General features: G+C 46.1%; 21 protein-coding genes and 1 riboswitch. Of the genes, 12 read left to right on the top strand and 9 right to left on the bottom strand.

Annotation, left to right across the window (positions count from 1 at the left end; all coding sequences use genetic code 11):
* Positions 1–9: 9 nt before the first annotated feature.
* The gene (gene glgA / locus AC6I5A_RS02540) at positions 10–1,440 is read left to right on the top strand and encodes a glycogen synthase GlgA (RefSeq protein ID WP_034611357.1); all 1,431 of its coding nucleotides are present in this window, start codon (positions 10–12) and stop codon (positions 1,438–1,440) included.
* Positions 1,437–4,955, top strand: coding sequence for a bifunctional glycogen debranching protein GlgX/4-alpha-glucanotransferase (locus AC6I5A_RS02545; protein WP_034611359.1), 3,519 nt, complete (start codon positions 1,437–1,439; stop codon positions 4,953–4,955). Before glgA ends, AC6I5A_RS02545 begins: the two co-directional genes overlap by 4 nt.
* Before the next feature lie 44 nt (positions 4,956–4,999).
* Here the strand turns inward: AC6I5A_RS02545 and mnmL are convergent, their stop codons facing one another.
* The 7 genes from mnmL to AC6I5A_RS02580 all read right to left on the bottom strand — a co-directional run bounded on the left by mnmL (position 5,000) and on the right by AC6I5A_RS02580 (position 9,717).
* Entirely contained in the window at positions 5,000–5,938 is a 939-nt protein-coding gene (gene mnmL / locus AC6I5A_RS02550; protein WP_034611362.1) for a tRNA modification radical SAM protein MnmL/YtqA, read from the bottom strand.
* Complete coding sequence (locus AC6I5A_RS02555) at positions 5,910–6,476, bottom strand: 2-oxoacid:acceptor oxidoreductase family protein (RefSeq protein WP_034611363.1); 567 nt, start codon at positions 6,474–6,476, stop codon at positions 5,910–5,912. The genes mnmL and AC6I5A_RS02555 overlap by 29 nt, the downstream gene beginning before the upstream one ends.
* Positions 6,469–7,281, bottom strand: coding sequence for a 2-oxoacid:ferredoxin oxidoreductase subunit beta (locus tag AC6I5A_RS02560; protein ID WP_034611364.1), 813 nt, complete (start codon positions 7,279–7,281; stop codon positions 6,469–6,471). The genes AC6I5A_RS02555 and AC6I5A_RS02560 overlap by 8 nt, the downstream gene beginning before the upstream one ends.
* The gene (locus tag AC6I5A_RS02565; RefSeq protein WP_034611365.1) at positions 7,274–8,398 is read right to left on the bottom strand and encodes a 2-oxoacid:acceptor oxidoreductase subunit alpha; all 1,125 of its coding nucleotides are present in this window, start codon (positions 8,396–8,398) and stop codon (positions 7,274–7,276) included. The genes AC6I5A_RS02560 and AC6I5A_RS02565 overlap by 8 nt, the downstream gene beginning before the upstream one ends.
* A complete protein-coding gene (locus AC6I5A_RS02570; protein WP_034611366.1) occupies positions 8,391–8,606 on the bottom strand; it encodes a 4Fe-4S dicluster domain-containing protein in 216 nt (71 codons plus the stop codon). Before AC6I5A_RS02570 ends, AC6I5A_RS02565 begins: the two co-directional genes overlap by 8 nt.
* 421 nt (positions 8,607–9,027) lie before the next feature.
* Positions 9,028–9,216 carry a DUF1540 domain-containing protein gene (locus AC6I5A_RS02575; protein ID WP_034611369.1) on the bottom strand — a complete coding sequence of 63 codons (189 nt, stop codon included), beginning with the start codon at positions 9,214–9,216 and terminating at the stop codon, positions 9,028–9,030.
* Between the two features lie 78 nt (positions 9,217–9,294).
* Positions 9,295–9,717, bottom strand: a complete 423-nt coding sequence (locus AC6I5A_RS02580; protein ID WP_034611370.1) for a CBS domain-containing protein — start codon at positions 9,715–9,717, stop codon at positions 9,295–9,297.
* A gap of 244 nt (positions 9,718–9,961) precedes the next feature.
* Here AC6I5A_RS02580 and cbiD point away from each other — a divergent pair, with 244 nt between their 5' ends.
* Entirely contained in the window at positions 9,962–11,101 is a 1,140-nt protein-coding gene (gene cbiD, locus AC6I5A_RS02585) for a cobalt-precorrin-5B (C(1))-methyltransferase CbiD (RefSeq protein WP_034611372.1), read from the top strand.
* Here cbiD and ablB read toward each other — a convergent pair.
* Both ablB and kamA read right to left on the bottom strand, forming a co-directional pair.
* Entirely contained in the window at positions 11,049–11,915 is an 867-nt protein-coding gene (ablB, locus tag AC6I5A_RS02590) for a putative beta-lysine N-acetyltransferase (RefSeq protein WP_052167841.1), read from the bottom strand. The genes cbiD and ablB overlap by 53 nt on opposite strands.
* Positions 11,908–13,191, bottom strand: coding sequence for a lysine 2,3-aminomutase (kamA, locus tag AC6I5A_RS02595; protein WP_034611375.1), 1,284 nt, complete (start codon positions 13,189–13,191; stop codon positions 11,908–11,910). Before kamA ends, ablB begins: the two co-directional genes overlap by 8 nt.
* 228 nt (positions 13,192–13,419) lie before the next feature.
* Positions 13,420–13,599, top strand: a riboswitch (cobalamin riboswitch).
* 319 nt (positions 13,600–13,918) lie between these two features.
* On the opposite strand from kamA, the gene AC6I5A_RS02600 reads away from it, so the two are divergent.
* The 9 genes from AC6I5A_RS02600 (at position 13,919) to AC6I5A_RS02640 (ending at position 21,995) form a co-directional block, all read left to right on the top strand.
* A complete protein-coding gene (locus AC6I5A_RS02600) occupies positions 13,919–15,136 on the top strand; it encodes a bifunctional cobalt-precorrin-7 (C(5))-methyltransferase/cobalt-precorrin-6B (C(15))-methyltransferase (protein WP_034611378.1) in 1,218 nt (405 codons plus the stop codon).
* Positions 15,133–15,870, top strand: a complete 738-nt coding sequence (cobI, locus tag AC6I5A_RS02605) for a precorrin-2 C(20)-methyltransferase (protein WP_034611381.1) — start codon at positions 15,133–15,135, stop codon at positions 15,868–15,870. The genes AC6I5A_RS02600 and cobI overlap by 4 nt, the downstream gene beginning before the upstream one ends.
* Entirely contained in the window at positions 15,851–16,639 is a 789-nt protein-coding gene (cobM, locus tag AC6I5A_RS02610; RefSeq protein WP_034611383.1) for a precorrin-4 C(11)-methyltransferase, read from the top strand. The genes cobI and cobM overlap by 20 nt, the downstream gene beginning before the upstream one ends.
* Before the next feature lie 122 nt (positions 16,640–16,761).
* Positions 16,762–17,844: a cobalamin biosynthesis protein gene (locus AC6I5A_RS02615; protein ID WP_052167843.1), complete on the top strand. Its 1,083-nt coding sequence runs from the start codon at positions 16,762–16,764 to the stop codon at positions 17,842–17,844.
* Positions 17,841–18,530 carry a precorrin-3B C(17)-methyltransferase gene (cobJ, locus tag AC6I5A_RS02620; RefSeq protein ID WP_034611386.1) on the top strand — a complete coding sequence of 230 codons (690 nt, stop codon included), beginning with the start codon at positions 17,841–17,843 and terminating at the stop codon, positions 18,528–18,530. The genes AC6I5A_RS02615 and cobJ overlap by 4 nt, the downstream gene beginning before the upstream one ends.
* Positions 18,527–19,285 (top strand): precorrin-6A reductase, encoded by a 759-nt coding sequence (gene cobK / locus AC6I5A_RS02625; RefSeq protein WP_034611389.1) that lies wholly within the window; start codon positions 18,527–18,529, stop codon positions 19,283–19,285. Before cobJ ends, cobK begins: the two co-directional genes overlap by 4 nt.
* The gene (locus AC6I5A_RS02630; protein ID WP_034611392.1) at positions 19,282–19,653 is read left to right on the top strand and encodes a sirohydrochlorin chelatase; all 372 of its coding nucleotides are present in this window, start codon (positions 19,282–19,284) and stop codon (positions 19,651–19,653) included. Before cobK ends, AC6I5A_RS02630 begins: the two co-directional genes overlap by 4 nt.
* Positions 19,650–20,282: a precorrin-8X methylmutase gene (locus AC6I5A_RS02635; protein WP_034611396.1), complete on the top strand. Its 633-nt coding sequence runs from the start codon at positions 19,650–19,652 to the stop codon at positions 20,280–20,282. Before AC6I5A_RS02630 ends, AC6I5A_RS02635 begins: the two co-directional genes overlap by 4 nt.
* Before the next feature lie 183 nt (positions 20,283–20,465).
* A complete protein-coding gene (locus AC6I5A_RS02640) occupies positions 20,466–21,995 on the top strand; it encodes a cobyric acid synthase (RefSeq protein ID WP_497900444.1) in 1,530 nt (509 codons plus the stop codon).
* The last annotated feature ends 48 nt before the right edge of the window (positions 21,996–22,043 follow it).

Here is a 22,043-nt window from a genome sequence, read left to right on the forward strand (position 1 = left end):
AGGGAAAGTATGAAACTGGTTTTTGCGGCTGCAGAAGCGGATCCTTTTATTAAAACCGGTGGCTTGGGAGAAGTAGTTGGTTCATTATCTGCTTACTTGCATAAAAAAGGTGTGGACGTCCGGGTCATTATACCAAGGTATGGAATGATTCCCGAGGATTTCCAAAAACAGTTTAAGCATTTGGCCCATTTTAATGTTCGAGTCGCTTGGCGTCAACAATATTGCGGTTTGGAGGAAATGATCTATCAGGGAGTGCATTATTATTTTATTGACAACGAGTATTACTTTGTGCGCCCGCGCGTTTATGGGGAATTTGATGAGGCGGAGCGTTTTGCTTTCTTTTCCCGGGCCGTTCTGGAAAGTTTAATGCACATACCAGGGTTCAAACCGGATATTATCCATTGCCATGATTGGCATACAGCTTTAATCCCGCTGATGCTTAAGAAGTTTTATGACCGGGAACCCCTTCATTATCCGCTGAAAACTATATTTACGATTCACAACCTGAAATATCAAGGGATTTTTTCCAAGGAAGTTCTGAGCGATATTTTGGGGCTTGGTATGGAGTATTTTGCGGAAGATACCTTGGAATTTCATGGCGCGGTTAATTTCATGAAGGCGGCTCTGCTCTATGCAGATCGGATTACGACAGTAAGTCCAACGTATGCTGAGGAAATCAAAAATCCTTATTTCGGCGAAAAACTTGATGGGCTGTTAAGAAAAAGAAGTGAATTTCTAAGGGGCATCCTCAATGGCATTGACTATGAGGTTTATGATCCGCTGAAGGAACCCGATCAAGTCATGCCAAATAGTAATTTTCCTCATGCTAAAGAAACAAAGAAAAAGCACTTGCAAAGTATTATGGGGCTTCCGGTTCGAGGAGATAGAGCAGTACTGGGGATGGTATCCCGATTTGTAGATCAGAAAGGCATCGATTTATTGCTTCACGTGTTGGAAGAAGTACTGGAGCTGGATGTTCAGTTGGTTATCCTCGGAACAGGAGAGCAGCGCTATGAAGAAATGCTGCGTTATTTCATCGCAAAATATCCTGAAAAACTGGCGCTAAAATTAGAGTTCTCGGATAAACTTGCACATGAAATTTATGGAGGGGCAGACATGTTCTTGATGCCATCGCGTTTTGAACCCTGCGGTATTTCTCAGATGATTGCCATGCGCTTTGGGACGGTTCCGATCGTCCGGGAAACCGGAGGATTAAAGGACACAGTCATGAACTATAATGAACTGACCGGTTCAGGCAATGGATTTAGTTTTGTCAATTATAATGCTCACGAATTGTTATTCGCGGTGCAACGTGCCGTGAGAATTTACTATGCTAATAAGTCGGTATGGGAGAGTATACGGCAGAATGCTTTAACGAGTGATTTCAGTTGGGACAGATCCGCCAATGCTTACATCGAAATCTATGAGTCATTATTATGACGATAATGTTAAAGGCCCATCATGATTCTCACGATTTGTTTTACCGTGAACCATTTGGCGCGGTTACGTGTGGACAGCGGATAACCTTTCGTTTGAGCACGTTTTCAGCGGCACCCGTTGAAGCTTGTCATTTTCGTCTTTGGGAAAAGGACCAGCCGCAAATAACTCTTGTCATGCATAAAACCCTGGAGAAGATAAGTTCCAGTTCTGCTTTAAATCCGGCACCCAAATCCCTTGAAAGCTCTGATAACCGAGAATTATATGAAGTAGAATATGAGGTACCCAACACCCCAGGACTAATCCGGTACTATTTTGTGATTTGGTTAGGAGCTCAAACTTATTATTATGGAAATAACTTAAAGAGACTTGGTGGGGAGGGTAGTCTCTATGAACAAGAACCACCTTTTTACCAAATAACAGTTCATAAGCAGATAACAATCCCCGAGTGGTATAAACGAGGGGTAATGTATCAAGTTTTTGTCGATCGATTTTTCAATGATCAGACAAACGGGTTCACCTACTTTCCCAGGAAAAACACTCTGTTGCATGCCAATTGGTCTGATCCGCCGCTCTATATTAAGGACGAGCAGGGAAGAGTTACCGATTGGGACTTTTTTGGCGGAACTCTGCGGGGGGTGCTTGCCAAGTTGCCCTACTTCCAAGAGTTGGGCATTAGCATTCTTTACTTTAATCCTATTTTTGAGGCTGCGAGTAATCACAAATATGACACGGCGGATTATCTTCGGATTGATCCGATGTTCGGGGATGATGCGGTTTTTGAACAATTGATCGTCACTGCCCAACAGTACGGGATCTCTATTATTCTGGATGGAGTATTCAGCCATACCGGAAGTGATAGTATCTATTTCAATAAATATAACAATTATCCAGGTGTGGGGGCGTACCAATCAGCTGATTCCCCTTATTTTGCTTGGTATAAGTTTAAGCCGAACTGCCAGGAGTATGTATGTTGGTGGGGGGTTGATTCTCTTCCGGAAGTGGACGAAATGAACCCTTCCTATAGACAGTTTATCTATGGCTCGGCAGATAGTGTCATTCATAAGTGGCAAAACCTTGGGGTTGCAGGTTGGCGCTTGGATGTTGCCGATGAACTTCCTGATGAGTTCATTCAGGAACTTCGGGAGGCAATAAAGAGCGTTCGCCCAGATGCTGTTCTGATCGGAGAAGTGTGGGAAGACGCTTCAAATAAAATAAGCTATGGCAGGCAGCGCAACTATTTTTCGGGGGATGAACTGGATTCGACGACGAACTATCCTTTGCGCGCTAGTTTTCTGCGGTTTTTTCTTGGGCAAAGTGATTCCCGAGTCGTTCACCGGGAGGTCATGAGCTTATATGAAAATTATCCCCGTGAAAATTTTTATGCTGCCATGAATTTTATCGGGAATCATGATACGATCCGAATTTTGACGCTTTTAGGAGATACCCCAGCCGAACAGAGTTTGACCCTAACAGAGCGAAGGAACTTTCGACTTTCCCCGAATGCCCGGCAATTGGCTGTCCAAAGGCTCAAGCTCTTTAGTTTGGTGCAAATGACATTTCCCGGAGTTCCTTGTATTTACTATGGTGATGAGGCAGGTGCGGAAGGTTATGCCGACCCTTATAATCGGGGGACTTATCCGTGGGGTAAGGAAGACGGAGAAATCATGGCTTGGTATCGCCGGATTCTTCGTTTGCGCGCTGAATATGAGGTGCTGCAGACGGGTGATTTTCAGTCCATTTTCTTTGAACCGGATGTTTATGGTTTTTTGCGGCTGGGGAACGATGAGAAAATCATCATCCTGATCAATCGTCACAATGAGGAAACAAAAACTGTGGATCTGAGCACAATGCTCCAACCCTCCTCGTTTGGAGTTGATTTAATAAATGGGGATAGGCTTTGGTCAGAAACGTTTAGGACCGTATCCATAAGTCCGTTGGGGGGAAGAGCACTTTTCATCAAAGACAAGCGCCCTCATGATTTTCAACTTGATCGTTCGTGCGGGGTATTATTGCATATAAGTTCTTTGCCTTCTGCTTGGGGCCTTGGAGATTTTGGAACAGAAGCTTACGATTTTGTAGATTTTCTGGCCAACTCCGGCCAATCCTTGTGGCAGGTCTTACCCTTGAACCCGACGGGAGTAGAGGATTGTCCTTATCAAAGTGAATCAGTTTTTGCGGGAAACACGGTGTTTATCAGTCTCGACCACTTGATCAGGGAGGGATTATTAAACCTCGGGGAGACACGTAACAGATTCGAAAAGGTCAGGAGTTTGGGCTTAAGGAAAAGTTTATTATTCCTTGCCTATAAAGATTTGAAACGTGATTTACTCTCCGAAGCTTATCGGAAATTTCTGGAGCAGCTTGAAGGCAACTCACTCAGTTCGGCTGTTTCTGCACAATCAACCTATCTTTCGCAGGAGAACTTTTTAAAATTTAAAACTCATAATCAAATATGGCTCAATGATTACGTTCTTTTCAGGGCTATAAAGACTCATTTCGGAGATGTTCCCTGGTATGATTGGGAGCCGGAGATTGCTTCCCGTGAGACGAAAAAGTTAGCAGAGTATAGGGTGCTCCTCCGAGAAGAAATGGGTTTTCTTGAATTCTTACAATACACTTTTTTCTATGAATGGGCTAAACTCAAAACTTATGCCAAGGTTAAAGGAATTCAAATAATCGGAGATTTACCCCATTTTGTCGCCGCCGATAGCTGTGATGTCTGGGTGAACCGTGGCTTGTTCGTCCTTGATGAGCAGGGTAGACCGACTAAAACTGCAGGGGTACCTCCGGACTATTTTAGCAAGACCGGCCAGTTATGGGGGAATCCGATCTATAACTGGCAGGCTTTGGCCAATACGCAGTATGATTGGTGGAAAAAGCGCATCCAGATGGGCCTGGAATTATTTGACTACCTTCGTCTGGATCATTTCCGGGGGTTTGAAGCCTATTGGGAGGTTGATGCCCGGGAAGAGACGGCCGAAAAGGGCCGTTGGCTCAAAGGTCCGGGGAAACGATTCTTCGAAAGCATGCTGGAAACGTTTGGGAAGCTCCCCTTGATTATGGAGGACTTAGGTTTCATAACTACAGAAGTCAAGATTTTAAAACAGCTAATTGGGTTTCCCGGAATCAAGGTTCTTCAATTTACGCCTTTGCCAGAAATAATGGCTGAGGAAACTAATTTTGTTTATTATACGGGAACCCATGATAATAACACCTTATTGGGCTGGTATGAAAAGAGTCATTTGACTGATGAAGAAACTCTGCTCAACAACCGGCTGGACCAAACCCTAATCAACCAACAAGTATGCCGGAAAATGATCGAAGAAGTATATTCGAGCCAAGCAGCATGGGTTATCTTGCCGTTGCAGGATATTTTAGGTTTGGGTGAGGAAGCCAGAATGAATGTCCCAGGCACTGTCCATGGGAATTGGCAGTGGCAGCTGGCTAAGATACCGGAGACGGAGGAAATAATAGATTGGCTCCGCAGCCTAGCCAAGAAAACAAAGAGAAAGTAAAAATAGAATCCCTATTTTTGGGCTCAAAAATAGGGATTTCTAGTTTATCTTCTGCATTTTATTGATGCCTGCTTCGCGAATTTTCCTTGCCATGAATCTCGCCGTTCTAATTCAGCATCGATAGCATTGAGAACCTCCCATTTTTTACGGCTCCATAGAGGTCCAAGGAGATCATCTGGCGGACCGTCACCTGTTAAGCGATGGATAACCACCTCTGGCGGCAGGATCTCTAAAATATCGACGACAAGCGAAACATACTCTTCTTTCGTCAGAAGATCAAAAGGCACGTTTTGATAAATGGTTGCCAAAGGGGTTCCCCTTAAAACGTGGAGCAAATGAATTTTTATCCCTTGTAACGGCAGCTGAGCAACTGCTTGCGCGGTTTCCACCATCTCCGCTTTCGTTTCTCCAGGCAGTCCAAGGATTATATGGGCACAAACCCGTATTCCTCTGGCCTGCAACTGCTCAAGACCCTTGAGAAATTGGGCATAGTCATGCCCCCTGCCAATCCATTCCATAGTTTTGCTGTGAATGCTTTGCAACCCCAGTTCGACCCACAAATAGGTTCTCCGGTTCAGCTCCTCAAGATAATCAAGCACATCTTCCGGCAGGCAGTCTGGCCTTGTTGAGATGGATAGCCCTACAACGTTTTCCTCTGCCAAGGCCTCTTCATAGACCTCACGCAACCGCTTAACCGCAGCGTAGGTATTGGTATGCGCTTGAAAATAAGCGATATACTGTGCAGAGGGCCATTTATTCTTCATCCGTTCCTTCACTGCAATAAACTGATCGGGAATGGATAACCTCTGATCTCCGGCATAATCCCCGGAACCCCGTTCGCTGCAGTAGACACACCCGCCTATTCCCAGCGTTCCATCCCGGTTAGGGCACGTAAATCCGGCATCCAAAGAGATCTTAACTATTTTTCCTCCGAACCTTTCACGCAATTGTTCATTAAAGGTCCGATATCGCTTTTTTTGCATAGCTTGCTTCCATTCCCATTTGCCATCCTAATTCCAGAGCTTTGATGTTTCGTTCCGTCGTACCTTGAGGAGCCCATTGCCGAGCAGCCTGCAAAACATTGTCCAAAGAAATTCTACCACTTAATGAAGCCACAATTCCCAATGCCACTAGATTAGCGCCTTCCTCGGAACCAAAGTGAGTGCGGGCAGTTTTTGTGATCGGCAGCGCATAAAAATTACTACTACGCGGCGTAAATTCTGTAACCTGGGAATTATCCGCAATCAGGCTTGCATCTTCATGAAGATGCAAGCCGTACTTAATATAGGCTTCTTGGCTGAAGGTTAAGACAAAGTCAGGTTTTTCGACTTTAGGGTAATGAATCGCTTCGTTACTGATGATGACTTCAGCCCGACTGGCCCCTCCCCTGGCCTCGGGGCCATAGCTTTGACTCTGAGCAACATTTTGACCGGCATTAATTCCGGCCTGAGCCAATATTATGGCAGCTAAAATCAGGCCTTGTCCGCCCGCTCCGGTGAACAGAAATTCTTGCTTAGTCATGGAGACTGCCCTCCCTTAACTTCTGTCTGAGCTTCTCGTATTCTCGCGTATACTCCGGCGCCTGTAGTTTAAAAATCTCGCCGATCTGGAAATCTTCTTCATCAACAGCCCGTTGCCCGGCTTTAAAGGCGTGCTCCTTTTGCCAGAGCAGCATATCAACTGGGGTTTTAAACTCATTGCGGCGTCCATAGGAAACAGGACACTGGGAAATAGCCTCCACTAGCGAGAAACCTGGATTGTTATAGGCATCCATAACCAGTTTCGTGAGGAGCAGATTATGGTAAGCCGTGGCTCTAGCTCCATAAGTAGCACCTGCCGCTTTAACCAACTCCAGAATTTGAAAGGGTCTCTCCAGGTTGCCAAAAGGAGAGGTCGTACCCCGTTTGTCACGGGGGGTTAGGGGGGAGGTCTGACCACCCGTCATACCGAAAATACTATTATTTATTATCAAAGCTGTTAGATCAATATTGCGCCTGGCGGCATGAATTAAATGATTACCACCAATGGCAGTTGAATCCCCATCTCCCATGATGACGAAGACAGCCAACTCTGGGCGAGCGGCTTTAATTCCAGTGGCGAAGGGTATAGCTCTCCCATGGGTAGTATGAATGGTGTTAAAGTCTAAGTATCCTGGCATACGAGAGGAACAGCCAATTCCCGAAACAAGGATTACCTTATTTTGGTCAAGCTGCAACGTTTTGATAGCCCCGACGATGGCCGCCATGATGGTTCCCAGACCACAACCTGGGCACCAAATATGCGGTAAAGTCTCGGTCCGGAAATATTTTGCAATATCACTAAACATTTTGGATGGCCTTCCTTATTCTGTCCAAAATTTCCGTGGGAGTTATTAATACTCCGTCCATGCGGTTCAGGCGTTCGACTGTTTTATAGCCAACGATTCTTTCAACTTCGCCGACTAATTGACCGCTGTTCATCTCCACAACTAAGTACTTACAGTCAGCATATTTCGCCAGCTGTTTTTGCGGAAAAGGCCAAATCGTGATGGGGCGAAAGAGTCCAACCTTTAGACCATCGTTGCGGGCAATATGCACTGCCTCCAAGGCTGAACGGGCGGTACAGCCGTAAGCTACCACGATCACCTCCGCATCGTTAAGCTGTATCTCTTCGACTAATTGGATCCGATCTAAATATGGATTTAGCTTCTGGGTTAAACGCTGCAGAAAATTTTTTGTCACTTCCGGGTTCCCTGTTGGCAAGCCCTTTTCATCATGAGTTAACCCTGTTACATGGTAGCGGTATCCGTCGCCAATGTTCGCCATGGCTGGGATCATACTCTCGTCGTTTTCATAAGGGATATATTCGCCAGGCGGTACAGTTGGCTTTTTCCGGTTAACGATGGTTAATTCTTGAGCTAAGACAACATTTTCCCGCAAATGGCCAATCACTTCATCCATGAGTAGAACTACGGGAATGCGAAACTCCTCGGCAAAATTAAAGGCTATTACTGTAAGTTCATAACACTCCTGTACGGAGGATGGCGTTAAGACTATGATTGGATGGTCGCCATGGGTACCCCACCTCGCTTGCATAATGTCAGCTTGGGCGGGGGACGTTGGTAATCCAGTGCTTGGTCCGCCTCTTTGCACATTGACCACGACACAAGGAACTTCCGTAGCTATGGCATACCCCAGATTTTCCTGTTTAAGAGAAAATCCTGGCCCGCTGGTTGCGGTCAGGGTTTTGAGTCCGGTTAAGGAGGCCCCGATAATAGCTGCCATACTCCCTATTTCGTCTTCCATTTGGATAAAAGTACCACCGATAAAAGGCAATCTTTCGGCCATTATTTCAGCTATTTCAGTGGAAGGAGTGATCGGGTATCCTGCGTAAAAAAGAACCCCGGCCGCTAAAGCCCCTTCTGCTACGGCTTCATTTCCTTGCATTAATCTAGCTTTATTCATCTATAGTCACCTCAATATTGATGGCAAAGTCAGGGCAAAGACGTTCACAAATCTTACAGGCTATGCACTGTTCTGGTTTGGCAACCACAACCCTCCCGGATTCGTCGTTTTCCAGCACTTTATTAGGACAAAATGCTATGCATATTCCGCACCTCTTACACCAATTCTCACTGACCAAAACGGTAGCAGTCTGTATCGCCAGTACCAAAACCTTAACATCTCCTTATGCTTTCCGGACATTAATCCTGGAATAAATGCTCTGCGTACGGTCACTTTTCTCAAGTCAACGCTTCTTAACTAATTCACTCACTTTCCAGGGAAGTGGCGCTGCATATTTATTCCTTTATACTTCTAGGTCAACAGAGCGAATACCTTCTTATCTTAGCACCCAAGCGGAGAAAACAAAGAGATCGGAGAAAGGAATCGGAAAAGCTTAACCTATTCCTTCAGATAATCAAGATTTTGCAAATGAAGAGGGGGTGCAACAAACTTAAATATTCGTTACACCCCCTTAAATTCCCGGTTTGGGTAAAAGTTATTGTTACACATATGGGATCTGGTAATTGTTCAGTTACCAATTTCCAGTTGACTGTAACCCAAAAGCTTAGTGGTATAAGGATAACCTGTCCTTAATAATTCAAGACGTTTAAAGAGAGATAGGTCGCACAGTCTGTCATTTCAGAGCTACTGGAGTTACGAGATTGAACTTCGATCTTGTCAGCATGACAATGATCGCCTGAACCATAAAAATGACATGTGTTAACATAACATTTGATCCCACCGTTAGGTTGCGGCATTTTTTTTACTTGATTTGACATTTGGATTCCTCCTTCAAGTTAATTCAACATTTAATATTCCTGGATTGTTTGGTTTTTATGAATAACTTTCAACTTAAATTAATGGTAAGTCCCTTGCGATATACTACTAAGTGCATCGCCTGCTTCATCAATGTGAATTTTTTCAATGGCCAGATCACCCAGGGCTACAATTCCCACTAATTTACTCTTATCTAAGACCGGTAACCTCCTAATTTGATACTTCGACATCAAATTCGCCGCCTCATGTACATCCTGATCAGCGGACACGCAAATAGTATCTGTACTCATAATATCCCCGGCGGATATATTATTGGGATTTCCTCCTGCTGCAACAACTTTCAGAACAATATCCCTGTCTGTAATAATGCCAATCAAGCTATTATCTTGACAAATCGGAATAGAACCTACATCATCTTTCTTCATCAACTGTGCAACTTCAACAACTGAGGTTTCAGGAGTAACCCAATCGACTGAACTTGTCATAACATCTCGAACCTTCATACTTCAGCCCCTCCTAATGATTTTTTCCATAGCTAGTATTAACATTTTGACTAAAAAGCATACAAGATATTCTTGCAGGCTTTTCTAATACTAGTCAGAAAGTATAAACTGACCGGTAACAGTTAGTTTATACTTTCTGGAAGCATAAGTGGTTTGCACAGGTACCCTACATAACTTATACTTTCATTATATACCGAGCTAAATATCTAATACTAAATGATAAATTTGATGTGGGAGAGAAACTATGGCACGAGATAAAGATCGACATACATGGCGTGAAGGATACAGCACAGGAAGTTGTGCAGCCGGTGCTGCCAAAGCAGCCTGTCTGCTCCTCCAAGGGGACGGTTTACCCGAGCGAGTAGAGATTCCCCTGCCGAATTCCGCACGTTTAATAATGCCCATCCACGGGGGTAAAACCGGATATCCTGAAGCCAGGGCATGTATTGTGAAAGACGGCGGGGATGATACGGATATTACGCATGGGCTTGAGATCCATGCAACCGCGCGCTATATTTCTCCTCTGGGAGAGGTTTACATCCGAGGAGGTCATGGGGTTGGGACCATCACTAAAAAAGGCTTAGCCATTGAGGTTGGGGAGAGCGCTATTAACCCTGTGCCACGGAGAATGATCCGTGAAGCGGTTCGGGAGGTCTTTCCAAAAGAAGAACTGGAAATTATTATTGAGGTCCCTGTCGGGGAAGCCGTTGCTATGGGCACCCTTAATCCCAGGCTGGGGATTGTCGGAGGAATTTCTATTCTTGGAACAAGTGGAATAGTCCGGCCGATGTCCGAGGAGGCGTTTAAAACTTCTATTCTACCGGAATTGGACCAGGCAGTGGCTTATGGACATAAAACCATCGTGCTCACTCCAGGACACTATGGATATAGAGTCGCGAGAGAGCGTTTTAAGATCCCAGCTGAAGCTATAATCCAAATGGGTAACTATATAGGCTTTCTATTGGAAGAAGCGGTCTACAGGAGGATTGAACAGGTTATTTTATTGGGTCACATAGGAAAGCTTATTAAAGTATCGGGCGGAATTTTCCAGACCCATAATCGTGTCGCAGATGCTCGAATGGAAATATTACTGGCGCATGCCGCACTAGCAGGGATTAATAAAGATACTTTGAAATATCTGGCGGAGTTTCCAACGACTGAAGGGGCCGCTTCAGAGCTCTTGCGCCTTGGGGAGCAAAAGTTGCTTCATCATTTAGCACACTTGGCGAGTGTTAGAGCTCAGGCGTTCACTTATGGACAGCTAAGCGTTGGAACGGTCATGACGTTATTGAACGGACAACCGGTTGGGTGGGATACGAGAGCTCGAAAAATTATGGAAGAACAAGTCTGGGTGTGGTCAGTTGGACCGAAGAGTTCGAGCTAACCCAGATATTCATGTCCTCAAAGGAACCTGCGATATGGCAATTGTTAATCAGGCACCCTTGATAGCTATACCCAAGTTTGTGAAACACTCTGTTCATTCCGTAGGACTGGGCGCGTGCCAAAGTATATATGATGAATGAGCCATTATTTACTTCCTGCTCTAATAACCAGAGTAAACTTTCGGATAATGAAAGTCCCCGATAATCTTCTAAAGTTGCACAATCCGTCATTTCGCAACGGTTAAGAATTGGATCAGGGTAAGCTGCCGCCACACTAACCAGCTGATTTTTTGATAATGCCCCGGCAAAAATAATCCCATCCTGTATTAGGGAGCGGATATATTGAGGATTTTCTACCGGGGAGGGATAACTTATAAAAACCCGTGTTAATATTTGGGATATTCGTTGGGCGTAGGATTCATTTAAGAGTTTTAATTCTATTCCAGGAGGCAAATGTTCTGAGCGTTTAAGCGGTACCGTTCTTACGTTATGGATAATATTTATCTCTGCTTGCAACTTATGAGAATGACCTCTTGACTCACTAACATAATAGGCTAAGCTAACAGCGAATTCCTCATAGTTACCACGGAAGAGGCTGCCTTCGATACGAAAGCCGTATTGCATAAATTCAGAAATATCGGCAGGTAATGCCCAGAGCCATATTTTTTCCAGCTTCCTTGTTAAGGCTAAATGAATAAGATGCGGCCCGAATAATGAAGGCTTGGTTCCTTGTGCGTAGCCGTTGACAACCAGCCGTTTATTCCTCTCATCAGTAATGGGGTTAAAGAAACTCACAGGGCTCGTCGTGTTAAGCATTTGCTTCACCTCTGCGACGACTGGATATTATTTTTCTTCTCTCCAGGCGGATATTTTCTTGAGGTGTCAGACTAATCAGCTTACCTTTCAGCAATTTAGCAAGACCAATCTGGCGAGTTTTAGAGCTGAAACAGTTCTTTGTGCATGTTTTACAACTGCTTGTTTTATCTTCAGGTTCTTGATATACACTAATGACTCCTTCATAATTGCGCAGTATGACTCTGTCATTGGATTGCGAGATTAAATAGTTGGGCTGCAGAGGGATTTTACCACCACCTCCCGGTGCATCGACAACGAAGGTTGGAACAGCGAAACCGGAGGTATGTCCCCTGAGCATTTCAATTATTTCTAAACCTGTGCTGACAGATGTCCGGAAATGCTCAATGCCGGTGGATAAATCGCATTGGTACAAGTAGTATGGTCTTACCCTGCATTTTACGAGCTCATGAACCAGTTTTTTCATAGTGACAGGACAATCATTAATTCCTTTAAGCAAAACTGTTTGGTTACCAAGCGGAATACCGGCATTAACCAGTTTAGCCAGGGCATTAAGGGCTTCAACGGTAAGCTCTTGAGGATGATTGAAGTGTGTGTTAATCCAAAGTGGGTGGTATTTTTGCAAAACCTCGATGAGGTGATCTGTTATGCGCATAGGGAGAACAACCGGGGTTCTTGTCCCGATCCGTATAATCTCGACGTTTGGAATAGAACGAAGATTGGACAGGATATACTCCAAACGGTCATCGGAAAGGGTAAATGGATCTCCTCCGGATATCAGTACATCACGTATCTGAGGGTTGGACCGGATATATTCCAAGGCGAGCTTAAATCGATTGAGCGGCAAAGCTTGGTCGTTTTGTCCCGCCATTCGTCTTCTGGTGCAATGTCTGCAGTACATTGAGCATTGATCCGTCACCAGCAGCAGAACTCGGTCAGGATAGCGGTGCGTCAGGCCAGGTACCGGCGAATCGATTTCTTCATGCAGCGGGTCGTCTAAATCGCATGAGGATTTGCTCAATTCGTGGATCGAAGGAATTGCTTGTTTTCTGATCGGGCACTCCGGATCCTGGGGATCCATCATGGAAAAATAGTAAGGCGTAATGGCCATGCGGAAATTTTTCAGACAACGTTTAATTTGTTCAGCTTCCTCAGAGGGAAGAGACATAAATTCAAGTAATCCTTCCTGGGTTGTGATTCGGTTGGACATTTGCCAATGCCAATCATTCCATTGCTCATCACTTATATGAAGCCATAATTTTCGTTGTTGTGCATTCATTAGTTCAACCTCCCCGTTAGACTAACAACCTGTATATATATAATAAGTTGTCATATAGCAAATGTCAACCCTTAGATATGTAAACTTTATCCATCAATATTTTTCTAAGGTAATAACCCACGAGAAATTCATGCTGGTTCACTTAAGTTTTTCCTAACTTCTTTCTATCAGAAAGAACTTGGTATATAATAATAAACGAATGTTCGTCGAATACACCACTCGTGAATTTAATAGCGTTATGCTTAAGGTTCCTCTGCGCTAGAGGATTAAAAAGGGGAAGTCGGCGAAAGTCCGACGCGGTCCCGCCACTGTAAACAAGGAGTTCTCATTTATCCCGCGAGTTATTACCATGATGGGTAGAGAATGATGATATGAAGCCAGAAAACCTGCCTTGAGAAATATCACAGACCTACGGGCGATAGGTGATGTGTGTTTTTTTAAGGTAAACATACGAGCCGCTCCGGTTCGTATTTTTATTTACCCATCCATTAGTGAACTCGTTCAACTAAAGTTGAACATCGAGTCTTCGGTGACGAAAGCCTCCAGTGGAGGGTTTTGCCGAAGCCGCACGTCCCAAAAGGAATTCTTAGCGGCGAAGTCGGAGTCTACCCCCACCGAAGCAGAATAAGGTGTACCTCTCCCTCTTGTAGAAGTGGGAGTCTTACGATTGGATAAACGTTTGGTTTCTACGAGACTTAAATAAAATCCAGGGAAGAAGGTTTATTATATGTTACAAGTGATCGGCGTCGGACCTGGGCGGCCGGAATGGTTGCCGCCGGCAATCACTGAACTTGTTAAGCACTGCGATGTATTAGTTGGAGGTTCAAGGGCACTGAAACTCTTTCCGGATTTTTCAGGACGCCGGTATGACCTATCAGTTGATCTAGACGGCAGTATTGAAGTGATTAGAAACGCACTTCCGGAAGGGAGAGTCGTCGGGGTTTTAGTCTCCGGCGACCCTGGGTTTTTCAGTTTATTACCCAGACTGAAGAAAGAATTTCCGGAGGAGAGAATCGACGTCTATCCTGGGATCAGTTCTCTGCAATTCGCTTTTGCCAGAGCGGGGCTTCCTTGGCAGGAGGCAACCTTTGCCAGCGTTCACGGTCGAGAGTTGACCGTACTGCCTCAGATGATAACTAGTCCTACAGCGGTTCTAACCGGTGGGGAAAATACTCCCCAGAAAATCGCACAGCACTATCTGGAGCGCGGTTATAATCCACAGATCCTGATCGGGAATGCTCTTGCTTATCCCGAGGAATTTTGGGCGTCAATGGATGCAGAGCAGTTGGCTCAGGAAAAGACGTTGTTAAAGAATGCTATTGTTATTCTCTACCCGGATAAGCAGCAACCCACTCAGCAAGGCAATGGATGCCGGATAGGGATTTCAGACGAAGAGTTCCTACGGGGAAATGTTCCCCTGACCAAGGCGGAAATTCGTGTGCAAGTACTCGCCAAAGCCCAAATATTAAAATACGATCGTGTCGTGGATATTGGAGCCGGTACCGGAAGTATTAGTATAGAAGCCGCCGGTCTCGCTTCTGAGGGCGTAGTATATGCGATTGAACATAATCCAGAGGCTCAAGCTCTTATTTTGGCCAATCAGCGTAAGTTTGGCGTATCAAATCTGTATCTGATTCCCGGAACTGCGCCGGATGTCTTCGGGGAGCTTCCCCCAGTCGGTGTCTGTATTATTGGTGGGAGTAATGGGCGTTTAGCAGAAATCTTAGAAACTGTTCCTCTTGTTGCAGGTGGAAGAATCGTAATCACAGCGGTGACGATCGAAACAGTGGCTCAAGGATTGAATCTGCTGACAGACCTTAACTATCAGGATATCGATATCGTTTCAATTCAAGCAATCCGTTGGAAAGCGGTACAAACACTGCATATGGCCCAGGCTTTGAACCCAATTTTTATATTATCAGCACGAAAAGGGGAAGCTTTATGAATACAACATGGGGAAAATTCTTTGGAGTTGGGGTCGGTCCCGGTGATCCTCGTCTCTTAACATTGCAGGCTGTTGATGTTTTGAAATCAGTCGATCTGGTTGCTATTCCCAAATCCAAGCTTGACCGGGAAAGTGTGGCCTGGGATATAGCTAAAATATATTGTCCAGCCAATGTCCGCCTAGTCAAACTCGAAATGCCCATGACTGCGGATCAGCAGGTTTTAGTAAAGGCCTGGCAAGATGGGGCGCAAACTCTCCTGGCCGAACTGAAACAGGGCAAATCCGTCGCCTTTATCACGCTGGGGGATCCTTCGCTTTATAGTACTTACAGTTACCTGCTTAACATTCTTCAAGAAGAACTGCCTCAGGAGTGTATTGCAACAGTGCCGGGCATTACAGCTATGTCTGCAGCGGCAGCCAGGATTAACTTGCCTCTTGCCACAGGGGATGAGCCCCTCCTAATCTTGCCAAGTACCGAAGACGTAGGGGAGTTTCTCAATTTCCCCAATTTAGTCTTTATGAAAGTCTCCCGAAGGCTGCCTGAGATTTTGACGCTGCTCGAAGGGCTCAAGAGAAAAGCAGTCTTGTTAACTCGCCTCGGACAAGCTAGCGAGAGAATCTGCTGGCAACCAAAACCTCAGGATTTCACATCCGACAAAATTGATTATCTCAGTTTGTTACTTGTCAAACAAGATTTGTTGGGGAGGGAAAACAGTGAGCCGGAGAAAAACTAACGGCCAAGTAATTTTCGTTGGTGCCGGTCCGGGTGATCCGGAACTAATAACGGTCAAAGGTGCACGTGCGCTGGAGAGGGCGGACCGGGTGATTTACGCCGGCTCTTTAGTCAACCCGGAGTTGCTCGGACTTTGCCACCCGGGAACACCTGTTCATGACAGTGCTTACCTAACGCTCGAGGAAGTAGTAGATTTGATGGATGAGGGGACAAGGCGAGGGGAAACTATTGTTCGTCTCCATACGGGTGATCCCAGTATGTTCGGGGCAATTAAGGAACAATTCGACTACTTAGACAAGCAATATATTCCGTATTCCGTCATTCCTGGAGTCAGTTCGGTGTTTGCGGCCGCTGCGGCGGTTAAACGTGAATTTACTCTGCCGGATATCAGCCAAACGTTGATTCTCACCCGCTTGGCGGGAAGGACCCCTGTACCGGAGCGTGAAGCACTAGCCAACTTGGCGAAACACCAAGCCAGTATGGCAATTTTCTTAAGTGTTCAGGATATGCACTCAGTTGTCGAAGCCTTGCTGGAAGGTGGTTACCCTGCCTCTACCCCGATAGCCGTAATTTCTAAAGCGAGTTGGCCAGATGAAGAGGTTCTGCAGGGAACATTGGAAACCATCGTAGAAAAAGTTAAAACGGTGGGAATCCGCAAACAGGCCCAAATCCTGGTAGGCGATTTTTTAGATCCCGCTAATGGGTATGCTCGTTCAAAGCTCTATAACCCGACTTTTACACACAACTATCGGCAAGGTACTGAAACGTGAATAAAAACGATAAGGCAAACCCAAACGCAAACACAAACCCGAACGCAATCGCAGCCCCAAACGCAAATACAAACCCAAACACAAAAACGAATATTGCACTTGTATCGTTAACTGACCGAGGGATGGCCACAGTCCGGCGTATTGGAGAGAAACTTCCGGGCACAGTCGTTCAGGAACTCTATATTCACGAGAAAACACTCGGTTCAAACAAGGATCACGGAGAAGGGGAAGGGCACCCTCGACCGCAATTGCATCTGTTTCGGCGTTTGGGGGATATCGTCCCGGGACTATGGCAGGAGTATGCTGTTCTCATTTTCGTCATGGCTACAGGAATTGTGGTACGCCAAATCGCTTCCCTTATCGAAGGCAAAGATCGGGATCCGGCGGTGCTTGTCTTAGATGAGGAGGGGAAGTTCATTATCCCTTTACTTTCCGGACATTTGGGTGGCGCAAATACTTGGGCAAATCATCTTGCCTGTCAGATTGGGGCTCAAGCGGTTATTACGACAGCGACCGATGTTCGGGGCTTAGTTGCGCCCGATGAGTATGCCCGCAGGTATGGTTGGAAAGTTGAACCTCTTGACCATTTACCAACTGTCAATAGCTTGCTTTTAGAACAAGGTTATCTCAAAATATGGAGCATTTACCCCTTGAAACCGGAAGAGGCTTGGATTAACGATGAGCATTATCAGTTCTTGTCAGACCAAGAGAAAGAAGCAGCCAATGTGATAATTAGTCCTTTTCCGGGCCGAACTATTAGGGATGATCTCATCTATTTAGTTCCACCCACCTTGAGTGTTGGGGTTGGATGCCGGCGGGGAATTTCCACTGAGGCTGTTTTAGAGGGAATCACGTTGGCAATTGAACAGATCGGGGCATCCCTTAAGGCAGTTTCAGGGATCTATAGTATTGATCTTAAAAATGATGAAGTTGGTCTGATCGATGCGGCTAAGTACCTGCGGGTCCCGTTTCAAATCTTTCCAGCAGTCGAACTCCAAGCAGTCATTGAAAAAGAACAGTTAAGCCGGTCAAAATTTGCAAACGAGAAGATAGGAGTGGATGGTGTATGCGAAGCAGCGAGTTTGCTGGGAACTCAAAAGGGACGCCTGATTCTGCCGAAGTTCAAGGGTCGGGGGGTCACAGTAGCAATCAGCGTGGAAAACTCTTTGTCGTGGGCATCGGGCCCGGAGACCCTGACCATATGACCACACGGGTTCAGTCGGTCTTAAATGAAGCTGAATTCATCGTTGGCTATAAAACTTACATCGACCTTATCCGACCGTTAATAAATCATCAACAAATTGTAGCTTCCGGGATGCGTCAAGAAATTGACCGTTGCCGAGAGGCAATACGTTTGGCCGCTGAGGGACACAGTGTAGCCGTTATCAGCAGTGGAGATGCCGGGGTTTACGGTATGGCCGGTATTCTAATCGAGTGTCTTGATCAAGAAGGTCTGCTGACCCTTCCGCTGGAGGTCCTTCCAGGAGTTACGGCAGCCAGTGCGGCAGCTTCCATGTTAGGTGCACCTCTGATGCACGATTTTGCTGTGATCAGCTTAAGTGATCTCTTAACTCCTTGGGAAGTCATTGAGAAACGGGTGCGCTTGGCAGCTGAAGGGGATTTTATCCTGGCTATTTATAACCCGAAAAGTAAAGGACGTCCGAAACACATTGAGACGATGCGCGAGATCCTGCTTCGCTACCGTAGTCCCGATACTCCGGTTGGCCTGGTCCGGGAGGCCTTACGGGGCGAGGAGTCTAGGGCGCAAATTACCACCTTGGTTGATTTCACAAGGCATCCCATAGATATGCGGACTACCGTAATTATCGGGAACTCTCAAACTCGAATTCTGGGAACCTATATGGTTACCCCTCGCGGGTACATGCTATGAAGCTTTTAGTCTTGGCCGGCACAGAGGATGGTCGAGAACTAGCGGATGCTTTGAGGAGACGTGGTCATGATATTTTAGTTTCGACTCTGACTACTTATGGTGCGGATTTGGCTCGAGAACAAGGTCTCCGAGTGCGTTCCGGCGCAATGGATGCTCAGACTCTCAAAGACCTTGTAGCAGGCGGAGAGTTTGCGGCAATTGTGGATGCGACCCACCCCTACGCGGCACGGGTGAAAGAAATGGTCAAAACAGTCTGCGCAGAACTATCAATGCCCTATCTGCGTTGGCAGCGTTCTTCGCTGGAACTGAAAGCTCATCCCCTAATTCATTGGGCGGAAGACATTTCCTGTGCGGCCCTTATTGCTGCAGAGCTAGGGCAGCGTATTCTGCTCACCACCGGAAGCAAGGCGTTATCTGAGTGGGTTTCTCAGCCCTCTTTGCAGGATAAAAGACTCTATATTCGCGTCCTGCCAACAGCAGGGGTGTTGGCGCGCTGCGAAATCTTGGGGTTCAAACCGAATCAAATCATTGCAGCTCAAGGCCCTTTCTCCCAAGAGTGGGACGAAGCGATGTTCAAACAATTGAGGATCGAGGTCGTGGTAACCAAAGAGAGTGGCCAAGTGGGAGGAACCCTGGAAAAAGTTCAGGCTTGCCTCAGCTTAAATATCCCTTTGGTTATCCTGAAACGACCGGTTACTGATGGTCAGGATAGTTCACTGGCGGAGTTTATTAACCATTTGGAGGAATTTCTATGAAAGCTACAGAGATCATTCTTTTGGGACACGGTAGTCGACGTGCCGAAGCAAATCAAGGACTTATAGTTGTCGCCGAAAAAGTGAGTCTATTGATGGGACAGACGGTAACACCTGCTTATATGGCTCATGATCACCCTAGCCTTCCGGAAGCAGTAGAAGCTAAAATAAAGAATGGGGCGTTAAAGATAGTCATCATGCCGCTCTTTCTTTTTCGGGGAATTCATGTTTCCGTGGATATTCATGAAGAATTACGTGAAATTCGTGCACACCATCCGAATGTTGAAATTGTATTTACTAAAGAGTTGGGAGCGGATGACGGCATCGCTAATCTGGCTGCCCTGCGAATCAAGGAGGCCGTGAACGGATGACCGGTTTTGTCTTGGATCCGGGACAAATCGAGGCAGAAAGTATGCGCCTGATTCGGGCTGGATTAACACGCCCCTGGTCGGGGGATGAATTTTCGGTAGTGGAACGCTTAATTCATACCAGTGGAGATCTATCTCTGGAACAGGTCATAGCAATTCATCCGCAAGCGATTGCTTGTGGGCTCAAGGCTTTGAAGGAGAGGGCGATCATCATTACAGATGTTGAGATGGTTCGCGCAGGCATTGCCAAAGAAAAACTTAAATCTTTGGGTGGAACGGTTCAAAGCTTTCTTAATGCCCCCGGAGTTGCCGAACAAGCAAAAGTATGGGGAATCACGCGCTCAATGACAGCTATTCGAATGCATCCGGAGAGTTTGTACGGCTCAATCGTAGCGATTGGTAATGCGCCAACTGCGCTGCTCGAAGTTTTACGTTTAGCCGAGAATCCAGAAACCTGTCCGGCCTTGATTATTGGTATGCCGGTCGGTTTTGTGGGAGCTAAAGAGGCTAAGGATTTATTGTGGGCACGTCAATCTCTTCCGTCGATTACGATACTAGGAACGCGAGGGGGAAGTCCTCTGGCCGCAACGGTTGTCAATGCGTTAATTTATACCGCTCTAAGGCAACTTTGATGCAAGGCACGAGGGTGCGAGGTGCGAGGCACGAAGCATGAAGTACGAGGCACGAAGCATGAAGCACGTGGCTACAGGTACGAGGTTTGTAGTTCGAATATCGAATATCGAATATCGAATATCGAACCTCGCATACAGGGGGTGATCTATTTGTCTTCTAATAACAAGGTAGCTGCAAGACTTATGCTCCAGGGGACCTCTTCCAGTGTTGGCAAAAGCGTACTGTCTGCGGCGTTTTGCAGGATATTTTATCAAGAAGGATATCTGGTTAGTCCTTTTAAAGCGCAGAATATGGCCCTCAACTCTTTTGTAACTGCAACAGGCGGAGAGATGGGGAGAGCACAGGTGGTTCAGGCTCAAGCTGCTGGAATTGAGCCTGAAGTACGCATGAACCCAGTTTTATTAAAACCAAGCGGCTCAACAGGTTCCCAAGTAGTCATTATGGGACGGTCTCAAGGTAATGTTACAGCCTTGCGTTATCACGGGGAATATCAACGGATGACTTGGCCGTTTGTAAAAGATGCTCTTCATGGACTGCTCGACGAATTTGAAATCGTTATTATTGAAGGAGCAGGGAGTCCCGCAGAAGTTAATCTAAAATCGAACGACATTGTCAATATGCGAGTGGCCTTGGAGGCCAATTCTCCGGTGTTGCTGGTGGCCGACATTGACCGCGGTGGGGCTTTGGCTTCTGTTGTGGGGACCTTGGAATTAGTAGAGACTAAGGAACGGGAAATGGTCAAAGGAATTATCTTTAATAAGTTTCGGGGCGAACTGGCGCTTCTGCAACCTGCGTTAGACTTTATTGAAGAAAGAACAGGTATCCCGGTGCTTGGAGTCGTTCCCTATTTTAAAATACGCCTTCCGGATGAAGATTCCGTAGCCCTAAATGAGGCAATGGAGAAACCCTCCGTAGCCTCAGCCGAACAGTTGGACATCGCAGTAATTCGTTTCCCGTATATTTCTAACTTTACAGACTTTGATGCGCTGCAGGATGAAGTGGATGTCTCTGTGCGCTATGTCACTGAGCTTACCAATCTAGGAAAACCAGATCTAATTATTCTTCCTGGCAGCAAAAATACCCTGGGCGATTTACGTTTTCTTCACAAGAGCGGTTTAGGAACGCAAATTCAGAAGCTATGTGAGCAAGAGATCCCCCTCATAGGGATTTGCGGAGGGTACCAGATGATGGGGCGTTCAGTGAAGGATCCGCTGCATTCAGAGTCAGAGCTGGAAGATATGAACGGTCTCGATATTCTTCCGATGGTAACGGAATTTTTTCCGCAGAAACATACCGTCCGGAGTAAGGGAAAGATTCTTTCACAGCACGGTTTTTTTTCAGCTTGCACCGGAGAAACAATCGAAGGCTATGAGATTCATATGGGGCGCTCCACGCCGGATGAAGGACAGTCGCCTCTTTTTCACTTGACATCGAATGGTGTATCCTACACGGATGGTTTGCAAGCGGGAAAAGCCTATGGAACCTACTTACATGGGATTTTTGATAATGACGGTTTACGGACAGCGCTTTTGGTCTGGCTTTGGCAGCGCAGAGGTCGAGTCAGACCGGTAGAGGCGTCACTTTCACAGGCAGCATTGCGTGAATCGGCTTTTAATGAATTAGCGGATTTAGTACGTCAGAGTGTGGATATTGAACGTGTTCGGACTATAATGGGCTTAGACTCTGACACTGTGCCTAAAAGGATACGCTAAGTATAATGATTCCCCTGAATCCCCGGTCTTTTCCTCCCCGGTCTGCGG

This window comes from Desulfosporosinus sp. Tol-M2 (assembly GCF_059735615.1).

What these genes read in the sequence shown, in the direction of transcription:
- kamA (WP_034611375.1), bottom strand. Translation starts at nt 13,191, where the DNA reads ATGAATGCACAACAACGAAAATTATGGCTTCATATAAGTGATGAGCAA.
- cobJ (WP_034611386.1), top strand. Translation starts at nt 17,841, where the DNA reads ATGACCACACGGGTTCAGTCGGTCTTAAATGAAGCTGAATTCATCGTT.
- AC6I5A_RS02560 (WP_034611364.1), bottom strand. Translation starts at nt 7,281, where the DNA reads ATGTTTAGTGATATTGCAAAATATTTCCGGACCGAGACTTTACCGCAT.
- cobI (WP_034611381.1), top strand. Translation starts at nt 15,133, where the DNA reads ATGAATACAACATGGGGAAAATTCTTTGGAGTTGGGGTCGGTCCCGGT.
- glgA (WP_034611357.1), top strand. Translation starts at nt 10, where the DNA reads ATGAAACTGGTTTTTGCGGCTGCAGAAGCGGATCCTTTTATTAAAACC.
- AC6I5A_RS02640 (WP_497900444.1), top strand. Translation starts at nt 20,466, where the DNA reads ATGCTCCAGGGGACCTCTTCCAGTGTTGGCAAAAGCGTACTGTCTGCG.
- AC6I5A_RS02565 (WP_034611365.1), bottom strand. Translation starts at nt 8,398, where the DNA reads ATGAATAAAGCTAGATTAATGCAAGGAAATGAAGCCGTAGCAGAAGGG.
- AC6I5A_RS02635 (WP_034611396.1), top strand. Translation starts at nt 19,650, where the DNA reads ATGACCGGTTTTGTCTTGGATCCGGGACAAATCGAGGCAGAAAGTATG.
- AC6I5A_RS02615 (WP_052167843.1), top strand. Translation starts at nt 16,762, where the DNA reads ATGGCCACAGTCCGGCGTATTGGAGAGAAACTTCCGGGCACAGTCGTT.
- AC6I5A_RS02580 (WP_034611370.1), bottom strand. Translation starts at nt 9,717, where the DNA reads ATGAAGGTTCGAGATGTTATGACAAGTTCAGTCGATTGGGTTACTCCT.
- AC6I5A_RS02575 (WP_034611369.1), bottom strand. Translation starts at nt 9,216, where the DNA reads ATGTCAAATCAAGTAAAAAAAATGCCGCAACCTAACGGTGGGATCAAA.
- AC6I5A_RS02630 (WP_034611392.1), top strand. Translation starts at nt 19,282, where the DNA reads ATGAAAGCTACAGAGATCATTCTTTTGGGACACGGTAGTCGACGTGCC.
- AC6I5A_RS02600 (WP_034611378.1), top strand. Translation starts at nt 13,919, where the DNA reads ATGTTACAAGTGATCGGCGTCGGACCTGGGCGGCCGGAATGGTTGCCG.
- AC6I5A_RS02555 (WP_034611363.1), bottom strand. Translation starts at nt 6,476, where the DNA reads ATGACTAAGCAAGAATTTCTGTTCACCGGAGCGGGCGGACAAGGCCTG.
- cbiD (WP_034611372.1), top strand. Translation starts at nt 9,962, where the DNA reads ATGGCACGAGATAAAGATCGACATACATGGCGTGAAGGATACAGCACA.
- mnmL (WP_034611362.1), bottom strand. Translation starts at nt 5,938, where the DNA reads ATGCAAAAAAAGCGATATCGGACCTTTAATGAACAATTGCGTGAAAGG.
- ablB (WP_052167841.1), bottom strand. Translation starts at nt 11,915, where the DNA reads ATGCTTAACACGACGAGCCCTGTGAGTTTCTTTAACCCCATTACTGAT.
- AC6I5A_RS02545 (WP_034611359.1), top strand. Translation starts at nt 1,437, where the DNA reads ATGACGATAATGTTAAAGGCCCATCATGATTCTCACGATTTGTTTTAC.
- cobK (WP_034611389.1), top strand. Translation starts at nt 18,527, where the DNA reads ATGAAGCTTTTAGTCTTGGCCGGCACAGAGGATGGTCGAGAACTAGCG.